Source organism: Ferrimicrobium sp., assembly GCF_027364955.1.
GTDB lineage: Bacteria > Actinomycetota > Acidimicrobiia > Acidimicrobiales > Acidimicrobiaceae > Ferrimicrobium.
In genome coordinates, this window is record NZ_DAHXOI010000018.1 from 14,652 (window position 1) to 29,736 (window position 15,085).

16 protein-coding genes and 1 pseudogene are annotated in these 15,085 nt (G+C 59.1%); 13 read left to right on the plus strand and 4 right to left on the minus strand.

The genetic code is table 11. The annotated features are described in order from the left end of the window. Nucleotides 1-9: 9 nt before the first annotated feature. The 5 genes from M7Q83_RS10660 to M7Q83_RS10680 all read left to right on the plus strand — a co-directional run bounded on the left by M7Q83_RS10660 (nt 10) and on the right by M7Q83_RS10680 (nt 3,549). Nucleotides 10-1,029 (plus strand): ABC transporter ATP-binding protein, encoded by a 1,020-nt coding sequence (locus M7Q83_RS10660; RefSeq protein ID WP_298338376.1) that lies wholly within the window; start codon nt 10-12, stop codon nt 1,027-1,029. Next, nucleotides 1,022-1,753, plus strand: coding sequence for an ABC transporter permease (locus tag M7Q83_RS10665; protein WP_298338378.1), 732 nt, complete (start codon nt 1,022-1,024; stop codon nt 1,751-1,753). Before M7Q83_RS10660 ends, M7Q83_RS10665 begins: the two co-directional genes overlap by 8 nt. 61 nt (nt 1,754-1,814) lie before the next feature. Then, nucleotides 1,815-2,786 (plus strand): COX15/CtaA family protein, encoded by a 972-nt coding sequence (locus M7Q83_RS10670; protein WP_298338380.1) that lies wholly within the window; start codon nt 1,815-1,817, stop codon nt 2,784-2,786. A 38-nt stretch (nt 2,787-2,824) separates the two neighbouring features. Beyond that, the gene (gene clpS, locus M7Q83_RS10675; RefSeq protein WP_298338382.1) at nt 2,825-3,112 is read left to right on the plus strand and encodes an ATP-dependent Clp protease adapter ClpS; all 288 of its coding nucleotides are present in this window, start codon (nt 2,825-2,827) and stop codon (nt 3,110-3,112) included. Beyond that, complete coding sequence (locus tag M7Q83_RS10680; RefSeq protein WP_298338383.1) at nt 3,109-3,549, plus strand: hypothetical protein; 441 nt, start codon at nt 3,109-3,111, stop codon at nt 3,547-3,549. Before clpS ends, M7Q83_RS10680 begins: the two co-directional genes overlap by 4 nt. A 117-nt stretch (nt 3,550-3,666) precedes the next feature. On the opposite strand, the gene M7Q83_RS10685 is transcribed toward M7Q83_RS10680, so the two are convergent. Then, a complete protein-coding gene (locus M7Q83_RS10685; RefSeq protein ID WP_298338384.1) occupies nt 3,667-4,623 on the minus strand; it encodes a quinone oxidoreductase in 957 nt (318 codons plus the stop codon). 105 nt (nt 4,624-4,728) lie between these two features. On the opposite strand from M7Q83_RS10685, the gene M7Q83_RS10690 reads away from it, so the two are divergent. Then, the gene (locus M7Q83_RS10690; protein ID WP_298338385.1) at nt 4,729-6,024 is read left to right on the plus strand and encodes an FAD-dependent oxidoreductase; all 1,296 of its coding nucleotides are present in this window, start codon (nt 4,729-4,731) and stop codon (nt 6,022-6,024) included. Nucleotides 6,025-6,071: 47 nt separating this feature from the next. Here the strand turns inward: M7Q83_RS10690 and M7Q83_RS10695 are convergent. From M7Q83_RS10695 to M7Q83_RS10705, 3 genes and pseudogenes are all read right to left on the minus strand, one after another. After that, nucleotides 6,072-6,302: pseudogene (locus tag M7Q83_RS10695) on the minus strand (transcriptional repressor); the annotation flags it as partial. A 76-nt stretch (nt 6,303-6,378) separates the two neighbouring features. Further along, nucleotides 6,379-7,089 (minus strand): response regulator transcription factor, encoded by a 711-nt coding sequence (locus M7Q83_RS10700; protein ID WP_298338386.1) that lies wholly within the window; start codon nt 7,087-7,089, stop codon nt 6,379-6,381. Beyond that, a complete protein-coding gene (locus M7Q83_RS10705; RefSeq protein WP_298338387.1) occupies nt 7,086-8,108 on the minus strand; it encodes an ATP-binding protein in 1,023 nt (340 codons plus the stop codon). The genes M7Q83_RS10700 and M7Q83_RS10705 overlap by 4 nt, the downstream gene beginning before the upstream one ends. 156 nt (nt 8,109-8,264) lie before the next feature. Between M7Q83_RS10705 and M7Q83_RS10710 the strand changes: the two genes are divergently transcribed. The 7 genes from M7Q83_RS10710 to flgK are packed head-to-tail and all read left to right on the plus strand — an operon-like array spanning nt 8,265 to nt 15,065. Continuing rightward, the gene (locus M7Q83_RS10710) at nt 8,265-8,552 is read left to right on the plus strand and encodes a DUF6112 family protein (RefSeq protein WP_298338388.1); all 288 of its coding nucleotides are present in this window, start codon (nt 8,265-8,267) and stop codon (nt 8,550-8,552) included. Nucleotides 8,553-8,554: 2 nt separating this feature from the next. After that, a complete protein-coding gene (locus M7Q83_RS10715; protein WP_298338389.1) occupies nt 8,555-9,628 on the plus strand; it encodes a hypothetical protein in 1,074 nt (357 codons plus the stop codon). Continuing rightward, nucleotides 9,625-10,872, plus strand: a complete 1,248-nt coding sequence (locus tag M7Q83_RS10720; protein ID WP_298338390.1) for an SCO6880 family protein — start codon at nt 9,625-9,627, stop codon at nt 10,870-10,872. The genes M7Q83_RS10715 and M7Q83_RS10720 overlap by 4 nt, the downstream gene beginning before the upstream one ends. Continuing rightward, nucleotides 10,863-12,017 carry a DUF87 domain-containing protein gene (locus M7Q83_RS10725; RefSeq protein WP_298338391.1) on the plus strand — a complete coding sequence of 385 codons (1,155 nt, stop codon included), beginning with the start codon at nt 10,863-10,865 and terminating at the stop codon, nt 12,015-12,017. Before M7Q83_RS10720 ends, M7Q83_RS10725 begins: the two co-directional genes overlap by 10 nt. A 1-nt stretch (nt 12,018) precedes the next feature. Continuing rightward, nucleotides 12,019-13,266 carry a type IV secretory system conjugative DNA transfer family protein gene (locus M7Q83_RS10730; protein WP_298338392.1) on the plus strand — a complete coding sequence of 416 codons (1,248 nt, stop codon included), beginning with the start codon at nt 12,019-12,021 and terminating at the stop codon, nt 13,264-13,266. 30 nt (nt 13,267-13,296) lie between these two features. Next, complete coding sequence (locus tag M7Q83_RS10735) at nt 13,297-13,665, plus strand: hypothetical protein (RefSeq protein ID WP_298338393.1); 369 nt, start codon at nt 13,297-13,299, stop codon at nt 13,663-13,665. After that, nucleotides 13,662-15,065 (plus strand): flagellar hook-associated protein FlgK, encoded by a 1,404-nt coding sequence (gene flgK / locus M7Q83_RS10740; protein ID WP_298338394.1) that lies wholly within the window; start codon nt 13,662-13,664, stop codon nt 15,063-15,065. The genes M7Q83_RS10735 and flgK overlap by 4 nt, the downstream gene beginning before the upstream one ends. Nucleotides 15,066-15,085 lie beyond the last annotated feature (20 nt).

Here is a 15,085-nt window from a genome sequence, read left to right on the forward strand (position 1 = left end):
AGTACCCATATGAACGATGCAATCGAGGTTCAAGAACTCACCGTCACCTACGGTGCCACCGTTGCGGTAGAGACACTCTCGTTCAAGGTGGGCTTTGGTGAGGTCCTTGGACTGCTCGGCCCTAATGGAGCCGGTAAGACCACCACGTTAGAGACGATCGAGGGCTATCGACGCCCGACCGAAGGGTCGGTTCGAGTGCTCGGAATCGAACCAGCCGCCAAGCAGGCACAACTCTCCCGCCAGATGGGGGTGATGTTACAAGAAGGTGGGATTCCCGCGCGGATGACCGTCAAGGCCGCCTTGGAGCTGTATTCGCGTTTTTATGACCACCCCCGACCGGTTGCCGATCTCGTCGCCCAACTCAGCCTCGCTTCTGTACTCAAGACACCCTACCGCCGACTCTCGGGAGGCGAAAAACAGCGACTTTCGCTCGCCCTCGCTCTCATCGGGCAACCGCGCGTGCTGCTGCTCGATGAGCCAACAGCCGGAGTCGATCCCGAGGGCAAGGCGGCGATCCGTGATCTGATCACCGAGCTGCGTGCAGCCTCGGTTGCGATTCTTATGACCGGACACGAACTCGAAGAGATCGATCGGATGGTCGATCGAGTCCTCATCATCGATCAGGGTAAGGAGCGGGCCATGGGCAGCCCTGCAGGGCTCCGCGAGGCCTATGGTGGTGAAGGCGTCGAGTTCACGGCCCATGGTGGCGTCGATTGTGTGATGCTCGGGGCTCGACTGGGCGCCAATGTCCGCCCGGTACGGGTGGATCGTTATCGGGTTGAGGCAGAGCCAACGACCGAGTTGTTGGGGCGCCTTGTACAGACGCTCACCGATCTAGGTGTTGCGGCCCAGGATGTCGCCACGGTCAGTCCTTCGTTGGAGGAGATCTATCTCTCGCTGATCTCCGTGGCATCGACGGGCACTCCAGCGAGCCACGAATCGAGCACATTACCTCCGCCTTCTCTATCCCCAACCCAAACGCTTGCCGACCATCACATCCAAACATCGACGGAGGAGACGCATGGCTAGGCCGATACTGGCGCAAGCCTCATCAGAGGTCAAAATGACCCTTCAACAGGGTGAAGCGGCACTCTTGACACTCGTCATTCCCGTGCTCGGGCTCCTGGTGTTTGGGTCGGTGAAGTTCCTGCCGGTGCCATCTGGGGTTCCAAGCCGCGTGAACTTTATTCTCGCTGGTGCCATCGCCTTTGGTATCATGGCCTCGGGCATGGTATCGCAGTCGATCACCGTCGCCTTTGACCGCAACTACGGGGTGCTCAAGCGTCTCGGGGTCACACCGCTTGGTCGCCGCGGCATCATCATGGCTAAGTTGGCCCAGGTCGTCGTCCTCGAGTTGATTCAGCTGGTGGTCCTTGTCGTGATCGGCGCATTGATGGGCTATCACCCGGAGGGGAATCCTCTCTACTTCATCCTCGGTTGGGTACTCGCCACGGCTGCCTTTACCGGTCTTGGGCTCCTCATCGGTGGGACGCTGAAGGCGGAACTGGTGCTCGGGCTCTCCACCCTGCTCTGGCTCGTTCTGCTCGGTTTGGGTTCGATGGCGGTGCCGTTGACCAGCCTGCCTGGGTTCCTGGAGGTGATTGCAAAGTTCCTGCCTGCTGCAGGAGCCTCGGAGCTCATTTTGCATGGCCTAGCGATGGCTGGGCCGGTGCCGGCATGGGCGATCATCAACCTGGTGGTTTGGGGCATCGGTGCTCCAGTGCTGGCCGTTCGATTCTTCCGATGGAGTTGATGAGATGCCAATGACCCTCGATTGCGCTAAACCGCGTGCCTCACGGTAGCATAGGGAAGTAATGAAGCAACGCCTACAACGCCTGCAGCAGGTTTGGGATGTCTCTCCTGCCCTCTTCCGTCGCATCTCCTATGCGACGCTGGTGTTTTGCGCCGTCATCATTGTCACTGGTGGCATTGTTCGGCTTACACAGTCAGGACTCGGCTGCCCGACTTGGCCCGATTGCACGACCGGTCACTTCACGGCGTCCTTCGATTACCACCCGATGATTGAGTTTGTCAACCGCGTGGTTACCTTCTTTGCCGCGCTTGGTATGAGTGTGAATGCGGTCTTTGCCTTCTTCCGCAAGCCGTTTCGCAAGGACATCATGTGGCTGTCGTTGGGGCTTTTCGTTGAGGTGGTAGCCGAAAGCGTGCTCGGAGGCATCACGGTGTTGGAAAAGCTAGCCCCTCCCTTTGTGATGGCACACTTCGTCCTCGCCATCATCGTCCTCTGGAACTCGCTGGTACTCTATAAGCACGCAATCTCTGCCGGCGGTAAGGCAAAACCCGTTGTCGGCAAAGAGACCGTTTGGCTTGGTCGGCTGATGTTCTTAAACCTCGGAGCGGTCATTGTGGTGGGGACTGCGGTGGCCGGCACTGGACCCTACTCGGGCTCTCCGATCTCATCGCGACTCCCGTTCAACCTGCGCCAAGTAGCCTACCTTCATGCGGACTTTGCCATTATTCTTGTCGCCTTAATCCTCGCTAATCTGTTCCTCCTTCATCAGGCACGCGCACCGGAGGTGGTACAGCGTCGGGCTCGCCTGTTACTCTGGATGGGTGCTATTCAGGCGATTATTGGTTACACCACCTATTTCTCTGGGCTCCCAGCGGTCCTCATCGGTATCCATATTGCAGGAGCAACGCTGACGTGGATCGCGATGACCTGGTACTATCTCTCCCTCTTCCATGTCTCTCGGGAGGCCCGCGGCGAGGTAAGTACCGTCGAGTCGAAGGCGAGTTCTCTGCCTGGTCCATCCTACGCCTCGTAGTACCCCGTTAGAATTGGGGTGAGGAGGATTGCGTTCGATTGCCTACAGCACCATTACTCTCGCCGACTGAGGAACAACAACAAGAGACACTCGCAGAGGAGAGCTGGGTCACGATTCTCTGGGATGACCCGGTCAACCTCATCCCCTACGTGATCTACGTACTGCAGATGCTTTTTGCCTTCTCGAAGGTGAAGGCAACGGAGCTTACCATGCAAGTCCACCGTGATGGGAAGGCCATTGTTGCGGCGGGCGCCCGTGAAGACATGGAGAACAATGTCGCGAGCCTTCATCGTTATGGCCTTTGGGCGACAGTAGGCCGAGCGTGAAGGAGCCCTTTGTCCGCCAAGGGGACGCGATTGTTGTCTCTTTGCCGGCCCAACAACGAGACGTCACTAAGCAGTCGATGCTGCTCGTCGCCAAGATTGCCGCCTCAGGTGGGCAGGAGGCGTGGCGACTTTCACCGCCGATGTACGATGATCCGCTCCTTGAGGCGGAGGAGGCAGTCAAGGGTGGTGAGAGCGGTATCGGTGATATCGTCACGCGCCTTCGCATGGGCGAAGGTATGCTCGATGCCCCCCAACTTAGCTTGCAGCAGTCCGATGAACTTGCTACCCTATTGAACTACTGCCGTCTTGTTCTTTCGGAGGCGCAGACCTCGATCAACGAGGCCAAACTCACCCCTAAGTTTGCTGAGGATCTCTACAACTTCCTTGGCTATCTACTCAGCTCGCTACTCGAGGCCCTCTCCGCCGATCTCGGATAATGGGGCTCGATGCGTTGCCTGTTGGCCCTTTGAGGGTCATTTGTTGATGGCGTGACCGTGTTCCATTGGCGAGTTCACGACCTCGGGGAGGGCTCTGGGTCCACCGGCTAGTGGGAGCTAGATGGTGATGATGAGCTTGCCGGTCGTGTTCCGACTAGCGAGGTCGAGTTGGGCCTGTCCGACGCTGTCGAGCGGGTAACGGCCGCCAATGTCGACGCGCAGCATTCCAGAGGCGATGTCAGCGAACAGGGTGGTCGCCCTCGTGAGCAGCTCTTGGCGAGTTGCAATATAGTGAACCAGCGATGGTCGCGTGACATAGACTGAACCAGCCTGGTTCAAGCGTTGGAGATCAAAGGGCGGTACCTGCCCGCTTGCGGCTCCATAGAGGACCAACATGCCGCGGGGTTTGAGTGAGGCCAAGCTTCGATCAAAGGTAGCCTGCCCGACGCCATCGTAGACGACATCAGCGCCTCCGAGCTCATGGACGAGGTCTGCAAAGTGATCGTAGTCGATGGAATGCGTGGCGCCATTTCGCGTCGCTTGGGCTGCCTTTTCGGGGGTGGAGGTGGTGGCGACCACGGTTGCGTGATGCTTGTGACTGGCGAGTTGGGTGAGGAGGGAACCAACCCCACCTGCTGCGGCGTGGATAACGGCATTCTGATGCTCCTTGAGTGGGAAGCAGCTATCGGCGAGAAACTGGGCCGTCATTCCCTGGAGCATGGCGGCGGCTGCCTGGCCGAAGGAGACTTCGTTGGGGATCTTCACGGCTCGCAAGGCGGGTACAACCGCATGTTCGGCGAAGCTCCCAAGAACTCCGGTGTAGGCGACCCGATCGCCCACACTGAACTCCGTGACCTCTTCGCCAACTTCGATCACCTCTCCTGCGCCCTCGTTGCCGAGTACTGTTGGGAGCGCCAGCGGATAGACACCCTCGCGGTGGTAGATGTCGATGAAATTCACTCCCGCGGCGCGAAGGCGGATTTTGATCTCGTTGGCCTTTGGTTCAGGCTCTGCGATCTCTTTGACCAGAAGCTGTTCGGGTCCACCATGTGATTCGACGACGACTGCCTTCAAGCTGGCCTCCAGTAGTTCTCGCGTCCCCAGCGGTTGTGTCCGTCATGGGGTTTGCCGGTTTGGTCTCTTTAGGCAGTTAGCTTAGTCTTGGAAGGGGGTAAAAAGGTGAAACGAGCGATCGTCATCGGTGCGGGCATTGTGGGCCTCGCGTGTGGATGGCATCTCCAGGAGCAGGGCTATGAAGTAACGGTCATGGACCGTGGGGCTGACGTAGCTGCGGGTTCGAGCTGGGGTAACGCCGGTTGGCTCTCGCCAGCGTTGGCGATTCCTTTGAATGAGCCCTCGTTGGTCACGAGTGGACTTCTTTCCTTGTTGCGCGCAGATTCGCCGCTCTATGTTCCCTTACGGTTCGATCCGGAACTCTGGAGGTTCTTGGTACTTTTTGCCAGTCAGTGCACGCGAGGTGCCTTCGCCCAGATGATGGATACGCTAGCCATCTTGAATGCCCGAGCGTTGGAAGCCTTCGATCGACTGAGTTTGACGGTGGAAGAACCAACGACCTCAGCCCCCATCCTCGCTGGATTTCGAGATCGACGTGAGGCCGAGGGCTTGTTGGATGAGTTTGCGTTGATCCGAGACGCGGGCGGGGAGTTGCACTACGATCTCCTCGAAGGTAAGGCTGCCGAGGATCGGTCACCCCTCTTCTCGCGGGCAATCGGTTGCGTGATCGATATCCACGATCAGCGGTATGTGAATCCCAATCGCTATACTCATGCACTTGCGGACACGCTCCGCACCAGGGGTGCGACCTTCATGATGGAGCAGGAGGTGATCCAGATCAGAGGTACGGGGCGTGAGGTGCAGGTTCGCACGCGCTCGGGCTTGGAGCCGATCCGCTCCGACGTGGCGGTCGTTGCGACCGGCGCCTGGGTCAATCGGCTGGCTCGAGACCTCGGCGTTCATATCCCGGTACGAGCGGGAAGAGGGTATTCGATGATCTGTGATACCCAAGAGCCAGCCACGACGCCGATCTACCTTCCCACGGCGCGGGTGGCCTGTACGCCCATCGATGGTGGCTTACGGGTGGCGGGGACGATGGAGTTTCGACGTCCCGATGACCCACTTGATCCGCAACGGCTCGCGGCGATCACGCGATCGACACGGGATCTGTTGACCGGGATCGATATCGATCATGCCCACGATCGTTGGGTGGGTCCTCGGCCGGTGAGCGCTGACGGGCTCCCGTTGATTGGACCCACAACACAACCAGGGGTCTATCTTGCCGCTGGGCATGGTATGTGGGGAGTGACACAGGGCCCGATCACGGGTCAACTGCTGGCTCAGGCGATCGACTCGGGTGAGGTGCCGCCGGAATTGCGCCCCTTCGATCCATTGCGCTCCCTGCAGCGACCGCAGGTGCCGATGATTGCGAAGTGGCCAAGACTTGGTTCAAAGTCATAGGTGTGGGCGATCGCGGTAAAGAGATGATCCAGCTCGGCCTGGGGGATCTCTTGAACCGCGCCGCACTCCTGGCAATAGAGGTGATAGTGGGAGCTGTCGGCGAGATGGTAGATGGCACGACCATGTCCGAGATGGATGTGGATCACCACCCCTGAGCGTTCCAGTGCTTCGAGCGTTCGGTAGACGGTCGCGAGATGCACCGACGGATCCCGTGTTTGCACGGCGGTGGCGACTTCCTCCGCCGTCAGGTGTCCACCGGCTGCTACCAGTGCGGTCACGATATGGCGTCTTGGGCTGGTGATGCGATGGCCAGAAGAGGCGAGTCGTTCGAGGACGTGCGCGACCCTCTCATCCTCATTCTCGGGCGAGATCAAGCCGATATCCTACTCCTCGAATGGTGGTCAACACCGTGGGATTGTTGGGGTCAGGTTCAATCTTGGTTCTCAGCCGTTTGATGTGAACGTCGAGGGTTTTGGTATCTCCGTAGTAGTCATGCCCCCAAACTCGATCAACAAGCAGATCACGTGTCAGTACTTTGCCAGGATTGCGGAGGAAAAGGATGAGGAGCTCAAACTCTTTGGGGGGAAGTTTGATCTCGTCCTCACCCACAACTACCTGATGTCGATCGACATAGGCGGTAAGCCCTTGGTAGCGCAGCACCTCCTCATCGGTGCGCGGTCGTTCTGCACTCTCAGTGGTCCGCCGTAAGAGTGCGCGGATGCGCGCCACCAATTCGGCCATCCGAAATGGTTTGGCGACGTAATCATCGGCTCCGAGTTCGAGGCCGAGTACGGTGTCGAGCTCGCTAGCCCGAGCGGTCACCATAATGATCGGTACCTTAGACTCCTTGCGAATCTGTCGACAGACGTCGAGTCCCGAGATTTTGGGCAGCATCACATCGAGCAGGATGCAGTCAGGGTGTGTCTCGTGGAAGAGGTCGAGCGCCCGCTGGCCGTCGCTGGCGACGATCGGCTCGAAACCTTCGCGGCTGAGGCCAAGGGTCATCGCGTCGACGAAACTCTCCTCGTCCTCGGCGATGAGAATACGTTCTTTGTCCGGGCTCATGTGGGGATCCGTGGGAGTGAGATCGTAAATGTTGTCCCGACACCTTCGGTGGAGGTGACGTCGATCTTGCCTTGATGATTTTCTATCACATGTCTCACTATAGAGAGCCCAAGGCCAGTCCCTCCCGTTGCACGCGAGCGATCTGCATCGACTCGGTAGAAGCGCTCGAAAATACGTGAGAGATCACGGGCAGGAATACCAATACCTCGGTCCGCAATGATGGCCTCGATGCTTTCGGCTGAGATAGCAATCGTGACCCGCACCTCGGTTCCTGGTTCGGAGTACTTGATGGCGTTGTCGACGAGGTTGGAGAGGGCGGAGCTGAGCTGCCAACGATCGCCACTCACGATCGGGGGGTCGGGTGCAAACGTCACCTCAAGTCTGATGCCACGCGCCTCAGCTCCAAGGCGATAACGATCCACGCACTCCGAGGCGATCTCATTGAGGTTGACATCATGGATCTGATGGAGTTCGGTCTCCTCAAGCTTTGAGAGATCGAGGAGATCGGTGACGAGGCGGGCGAGCCGATCCCCCTCGTCGAGGATTCGACGAGAGAGACGGAGGACAGTGGCGGGATCGGACTCCTGGCTGAGGGCATCGGCGAGGAGCACGATACCACCGACTGGGGTTTTGAGTTCATGGGAGACATTGGCGACGAAGTCACGGCGCACCTCCTCAAGTCGCTTGCGCTCGGTGATGTTCTCAACGGTGATGATGAAGGGGGGGTGAGGATCGCTGCCGAGGGGCGTGGTGACGAGCTGGAAGTAACTCTTTGGAGGGCCAAAGACCTCAAGGGTCTGTGATCGGTAGAGCTCGAGGCGAGCATCGTGTTTCAGGGCAGAGATGGCGCGTTCGAGGAGTATGCGCTCGGCAAAACCACCCGTGGGAATCTTATCGGCGTAGTCGGAGTAGACGGTATGGTAGTCAGCATCGACGAGCACCACGCCGATCGAGAGACTCGCCGCTGCGCGACTCCAAAGTTCGGCATCCTCGACGCGGGTACTTGCTCTGTCCTCCACCGTTGCGCACTCCTTTACCCCTCCATACTAGGAGGGACTCGCCCCTCGGGTGGGTGTCATCGTGTGGCGGACAACCTCAGAATATTTTTTAAGGAATGACATGAAATATAATAGAAAATGATGATATGCTTAAGATCTCCACGGAAGGAGGAACAGATGGCATGGATGCTTCTCAATGTAGCGCTCAACCCTGATCCCTCGGCGTTGCCGGGCGGAACGGTGATTCAACAGCTCGCCAATGGGATCGGTGGTTGGGCGCTCATATTGGCACTGATTGGCCTGATTATCGGGGCGGCGACCTGGGCATTGGGCGCGCATAGCCAGAACTACCAGCAGTCCTACTTTGGTCGTCGGGCGGTACTGGCGGCGGGGGCCGCCGCACTCATCATTGGCGCAGCACCAGCGATCATCAACTTCTTCTTTCATCTGGGCCTTGGCGTCTAACGGTGGTGATCGGGTCGCTCATTTCAGCCCCAGTCGATGCCATCGCTCATGCGATCGTTCGGTACCTTGCGACTGCACTCGCCGGTTTTGCCGGCCACCTCCTCACTGGGGCGCTGAGCTGGTTTCTCCACGAGGTCGTCACGCTGCTCAACGCGGCGGATCGACTCGACATCGGGGCACACGCTGTGCAGGCGGTCTATCGTCAGCAGGTCGAACTCTTAGCGATTGTGTTGGTTCCCGCTCTCCTCATCGGGGTGGTCGCAGCACTGTGGCGCCAGAGTATCGGGTCTCTTGTCGAGTTGGTCGCTCGCGTACCCATCGCGGTGTGCGCGGTGCTGCTGGCACCGACCATGACCGCCGATCTGGCATCCGTGGTAGATGCCCTGTCAAAAGGTCCACTCGCTGATATCGCCGCACTTCCTCGGCTTGCCCTCATCTTCTCCTGGGGGCGTGCAGTTCCTGGGGTTGGGCCGATCGTGGCAGGGGTGCTAGCGGCGATCGCACTGCTCGGTGCTGTTTCCCTCTTTTTGGAGTTACTGATGCGCGATGCCGGGATCTACCTCGTACTCGGGCTCTTTCCGCTGGCATGCATTGGCATCGTCCTTCCGATGGGGCGTCACTGGTTTACCACGGCGTTGCGTTCCCTTTTTGGGCTCGTCATCTCCAAACTCGTACTCGCGATCGGGATCGGGTTAGGTGCTGCGCTCCTTGTCGAAGCGACGGGTCGTTCTGGCGTTGGCAACCTTCTTTCGCTCGCCTTCTCGGGGGTGGCCTTGCTGCTGGTCGTCTGCTTTGCTCCGATCGCGATTCTGCGTTCGGTCGCATTCAGCGAGGCGGTCGCGCTCGAAGCCTTCTCGAGTGCACGGTCGATGGCGCTCTCTCGTGTCGGTGCCCTCGCTGATCAAGGGTACATGGCAAGCATCGTCTTAGCGGCGCCCTGGTCCAAGCAGACGAAGTCGACCCTGCCCCAGTATGAGGGGCACCCAGTGCCGGCAGCGATCGCTGAAATGGCGAAGACCGACCCATGGGTCGATGAGTTTCTCTACGGACACCAACGAAAGGGGAGACGAGGATGAGCAACGATGATGTCGACCAACATAATCTCGTCTATTTTGGTACCCCAGCGTCAGGGACGCAGATGTTGGGTCTTCGCGTCGCCGTGGTGGCGCGGTTTGCCCTTGCTGTGGTGGTCGTCATTGGCGTCCTTGGGCTGGCGAACCCGATGATGCGCCTCGCCTTGGTCATCGGAGGAATCGTTGGAGGGGCTGCGCTCCTGGCAACAATACGCTGGTTCAAGATGCACCCTTTTGCCTCGATGAAGATGTTCATGGGGGCAAGGGTCACGCGCCGCACCCCAGGGGTCTCTACCGACGCGCAACTGCTGTTGAGTAGCGGTTCGCGCCAGCTGATCGGAGGCTTCGTGGTCACCGATGAGACCCCAGCGGCGATCCTGCGTGCCAAGCAGGAGTACGGCGACGCCTGGGCGCACCTCCTGACCGAGGCGTCAAACCGGTTGGTACCACATGGCGGGCTGGTGCTCCGTAGCGCGATCCTGCCACAGACCCTCTTCGAGGACCTGTCGGAGTGTTCCAAGAGTTATCGGGAGTTGGCGCTCACCACCTATGGGGTCCAGACATCGTTGCTCGTGACCGGGCCACCTGGGTCCTTGCGTCGACACCGTGCTGCCTTGGTCAGAACAATGACGGGACTTGGTAGGACGAACCACATCGAAGGCATCACCTTGGCATCACCGGAGGTGCCGAGCGAATTGATCGACAGGGCGTGTGGCGCCATTAGCAGCTCCTTCTCTACTGCCGGCGCGCAAGCCAGTGAACGGGTAGAGATGCTCGTTGGTGACGAGTTCGTGGCCTCGACCTATCGCGTCGAAGGTTGGCCAGGCCGGAGCGTAGACCCAGGGATGCTCCTCGGCCTTTTTGCTCCGGGTCCCCCAAGCCGTGTGGTCTCCCTGATTGTACGCCCAGTCGAGACTCGACGTGCGCAACGGGAGGTGGCGCGCCACCGGACGGAGATGGTCGCCGATCGTCGACTCCGCCGAGAGCGAGGTTATCTGGATCGAGCCAGAGACGACTACCGTGAGGCTACCTCGCTCACTCAAGAGGAGGAGCTCCTGGCGGGATACCGGCTCTGTCGTTACCAGGTATTGGTGGTGCTCTTGGCTCCGAGTGCACAACGATTGGTGGCGAGCCGCGCTGGGCTAGAGGAGTTAGCGGCCAGCGCGCAGCTTCGGCTCAAGCTTGTCCTTGGGGAGCAGCGCACCCTCTTCGAGCGGGCGATTTTGGGGGTGACTGGATGGAGTTGAGCTTTCAAGACAGCACGCGAACCCTGGGGCGACTGCCGCTTCTGGCCTCAAGCCCGTTGCCTCCCACGCGCCTTCGTCCCGTGGGGGTTTCCCGTCTCGGTGGTGTCTTTTGCTTTGACCCATTCGAGCTGTATCAAGCTGGCTATTTGACGAGTCCCAACATGCTTGTGCTTGGCGAGATCGGTCGTGGTAAGAGTGCCTTTGTCAAGACCCTGTTGGTTCGGGAGGCAGCGCCGACAACCTCGATCTTGATCCTCGATCCAAAAGGGGAGTATGCGCCTGCAGCGACAAGTTTGGGCGCGAAGCGATTGGGTCTAGCCGACGGTGCCGGGTTGGACCCCTTTGCAGGAGTCGGTACTTCGCAGCGGGTACTCGCCGGGGTATTGGTGGGTATCTTTGCCGTACTCTATGGCCGATCACCGTTACCGCTGGAGTACCAGTTGCTCCAAGAGGTCACCACACAGCTCATCGTCGAGCCCGGTGCAATCACCCTGGCTCACCTCGTTGACCTTGTTGACCGAGGGCCCGTTGGGGCGCACGCTGATCGAGAGGAGGGGCGACTTCGTCGCGAATTTCGTGCCCAGTTCACCCGCCTCATCGACGGCGATCTCGCCGGTGTCTTTGCGGTGGATGGCCAAAGTGTCACCCTTTCAGAACGCGTGGTGGTGGACCTTCGATCGCTGGCGGATCCTCGGCTGACGGCCTTTGCTATCAGCTGTCTGCTCCGGGCACGTATCGCACAGTTCGCCAAGTCAGAGCTCTCCCCAGGTTTTGTCGTTGTCGATGAGGCCTGGTCGGTGCTCCAACATGCGGATGCAGTACGGGAGATGCGGGGTCTGTTTAAGCTCGCTCGTAGCTATGGAGCGTCGGTGGTCGCCGTTACGCACCGGATCTCGGATTTGGACTCCGAAGCCGCTGAACTAGTAAAAGATGTCGAGACCCGCGTCATTTTTCGTCAAGCCCGCGAAGAGGTGACCCAGCTCGCAGTGGCCCTTGGGCTTAGCCCCATGGTGGGCGAGACACTCGCTAGCCTCGCCAGAGGCGAGGCGCTCTGGAGTATCGGGAACCATCAGTTTCTCGTGAGTCATCGACTTCTTGAAGAGGAATGCGTACTTGTCGACACCGATAAGGCGATGCGAGGTTAGTGTGGGGGCTTTCCTCGTGGTTGTGGTGGTCATCGCGCTCTGGCTTCTTGGTTCTCAGAGGGGGGAGCGGCGCCCACCTTCATCGCGTCAACTGCAGGGTGGGTATCGGCGGCCACAACGGCCAGAATCCAGCCTCAGGCTACGCGTCGGCAGTCCTGTTGCGATGCCGGCGAATCGCCTTCGGATCCAGCTCTCTCGACATCGGCGGGTGTCAATCACCGACGAGCACTCCTTGCTCGTAGTCGGTCCAACGAGGAGCGGGAAGACGACTAAGGTCGTGCTCCCCAATCTCTTGTCTTTTCCGGGATCACTGGTCGCGACGTCGGTGAAGGCGGATCTGCTCATCCCAGAGATACTCGCCAGTCGTCAAGCGAAGGGGCGTCTCATGATCATCGGTGATCCCGAGCGTGCGACCCATCGTTGGGATCCGATCTGCGAGGCAACGGGTGGGCGCGAAGCCGCCGCGATGGCGCATGCGTTGGTACTCGCTCAACCCTCCTACACTGCGACGAGCGGTGATACCCACTTCTGGTATCAACTGGCAGAGCCCGTGGTAGCTGGTGTGCTGCGAGCGTCCCAGTGTACGGGTGCACCGATGCTCGGTTGGCTGGATGATCCAGGGGAGCTCTATCGAAGTCTGATTTCACATGGAGAGCGTCGATTGGCCGAGCAGGTGTTGGCGACGTGTGCTCTGGAGGATCGCCAACGCGACTCGGTCCTCCTCACCGCACGTGGGCTAGTTGGGCCACTCACCCATGCAGACACGGATCTGCCTGCGCTTCGGGTCTCTGATCTCTTCGATGGGGCAACCAGCTCAACGTTTCTGGTGGCCAGTGCCGGCGAGCAGGAGTTCCATTCCTTGCTCTTTGCGTTGCTGCTCTCGCGTATTGTCGCTCTTGCACTCGAGGGAGGGCGCGAGAACCCAGTGCTGCTCTGTCTAGATGAACTCGCCAACCTTGCTCCGATCCCGAATCTGGATCGCCTGGCGGCCATCGGCATTGGGCAGGGGGTACGGTTGATCTCGATCGTGCAGGACCTTGCCCAGCTTGAGCACCGTTACGGACGTTCAGCCAATTCGATCATCAACAACCACGCGAGCAAGCTCTTTATGAACGCAACCTCGGATCCCATTACGCGCGGTTACCTGCGTGATTTGTCCCCGGCAGCGTTGGCCTCACGTTACCCGATCCTCATGGAGGGGCCACACCGGATGGCACGGCTCTTCACGTACTCGAAAACGAGAACTTAGGTTGGGCGTATCGATGCCGATGGTCCCACCATGAATGATCACGTAGTGGATGTGAGCCGCATCGAAGAGCTTCTCGATCAGCTCGATCATGAGTTGAGTGCGATGAGCGACCTGATGACACAGAACGCCGATGAGGAGCTCGCCCTGCGAGCGGTGAGCCTCAATGAGCTCATTGGCTACCTTGTGGAGGAGGTGCAGTCAGGAGAACTAGAGCCTGGCGCTTTTAGGAGTCGGTACCAACAGTTAGTAACCAAAGCGAATGTAGTGATGGTTGGCTGTTTCTGGCGTTCGATGGTTGTGGCCAACCTGATGCGTGACTTGGGGCTTGACATCGGTCTTTACCGTGGCGACGGCGATATCGAGCTCTTAAAGCCTGAGTCGGTGAGTCACCGCGCATGAGTGGCGGTTCTCTCTCTATCGCGCTCTCTGGCCTCGATGCCGCACAGACCGGCCTCGACACCGTCAGCGAGAATATCTCCAACGCCAACACCCCTGGCTATCTCCAAGAAACAGCATCGTTGGCGAACCAGCAGACCCCTGGGGATCCCATTGGCAACGGTGTAACGGTCACCGGCATCCTCCAATCGTCCAATAGCTTCAACCGACAACTCGAGCTCTCGGCTAACGGTGCTCAGAGCTATGCGAATCAGATGCAGTCATTGTTGACGAGTGCCCAAGCCTCCTTCAACGAGCCGAGTTCGAACGGCATCGCTGAACAGATGAACACGATGTTCAACGACTTCTCCAATGTTGCTGATACTCCATCACAGCCCGCCGCATATCTCCAGTTACAGGCTTCTGCACAGAACGTGGCCACCGCCATCAATCAGGCAGCGACAAACCTCACTGCTACCTACAATCAGGCGGCAAGCTCGGCATCGACACTCGTCGGCACGATCAACGCTCAGCTCCAGCAGGTTGCCTCCATCAATACCCAACTGGCCAGCACATCGCTGACTCCGGGTGCCTCCAATACTTTGGTTGACCAACAGAACCAAGTCATCGACAAACTCGCCAGTGAGCTTGGCGTCACCTCGCTCCCTGGGAACGCAGGGCAGACCACCTTACTAGTGGGAGGTGTGGCGTTAGTACAGGGAGGGCAAGCATCCTCGATTAGTTTCAGCCCGGGCACGCAAACAGAGCCCCCTTCGCTCTCTCAGTTGGCTACTGTTACCCTGCAGTCTTCGGGGACGACGGTTCCTGTATCTGGGGGTACCCTTGGTGCCACGTTGACCGCACTCAACACGAACCTTCCCAGTTATGGAGATCGCCTGAACTCTTTGGCGAGTTCTTTGGTGTCACAGATCAACGCGGTGATCCCTAACGGTACCACCTACCCGTTGTTCGGCACTCTGGTGGGTTCCTCCTTCTCTGGTTCTTCGACAGCACCCCAGCTCAACGCACAGACCTTTTCGGCTAACCCCCAGTTTGCCAGCACCTACGCTACTCTCAGTGCGTCACAGCTTGCGAGCGATGGCCCTGCCTTTCAGGCAGCGGCAAATCTCCAGACTGCTACCTCTGTCCCTAATCCGTCCGGTACGGGTACGCAACCGAGCTCGATGGCTCAGTGGGCAAGTTCAGTTGCACAGGTTGGCCTCGATGTCCAAAACGCCACCGCGAACGCAACCAATGCGACCAACACCTATAACCAAGCCTACAGTGCGGAGCAATCGGTCTCTGGAGTCTCGGTCAACTCCCAGTTGGTCAACCTCGTCAACTATCAACAACAGTACCAGGCAGCGGCCAAGGTGATCTCAACGGTAGCGACGACCCTGCAATCGCTCATACAAGATGTCTAGCCAAGGAAGGAGAACACAGA

Bases quoted from the DNA above. Each gene is read 5' to 3' on its own strand.
- M7Q83_RS10660 (WP_298338376.1), top strand. From the start codon at position 10: ATGAACGATGCAATCGAGGTTCAAGAACTCACCGTCACCTACGGTGCC.
- M7Q83_RS10665 (WP_298338378.1), top strand. From the start codon at position 1,022: ATGGCTAGGCCGATACTGGCGCAAGCCTCATCAGAGGTCAAAATGACC.
- M7Q83_RS10670 (WP_298338380.1), top strand. From the start codon at position 1,815: ATGAAGCAACGCCTACAACGCCTGCAGCAGGTTTGGGATGTCTCTCCT.
- M7Q83_RS10700 (WP_298338386.1), bottom strand. From the start codon at position 7,089: ATGAGCCCGGACAAAGAACGTATTCTCATCGCCGAGGACGAGGAGAGT.
- M7Q83_RS10710 (WP_298338388.1), top strand. From the start codon at position 8,265: ATGGCATGGATGCTTCTCAATGTAGCGCTCAACCCTGATCCCTCGGCG.
- M7Q83_RS10720 (WP_298338390.1), top strand. From the start codon at position 9,625: ATGAGCAACGATGATGTCGACCAACATAATCTCGTCTATTTTGGTACC.
- M7Q83_RS10725 (WP_298338391.1), top strand. From the start codon at position 10,863: ATGGAGTTGAGCTTTCAAGACAGCACGCGAACCCTGGGGCGACTGCCG.
- M7Q83_RS10735 (WP_298338393.1), top strand. From the start codon at position 13,297: ATGAATGATCACGTAGTGGATGTGAGCCGCATCGAAGAGCTTCTCGAT.
- flgK (WP_298338394.1), top strand. From the start codon at position 13,662: ATGAGTGGCGGTTCTCTCTCTATCGCGCTCTCTGGCCTCGATGCCGCA.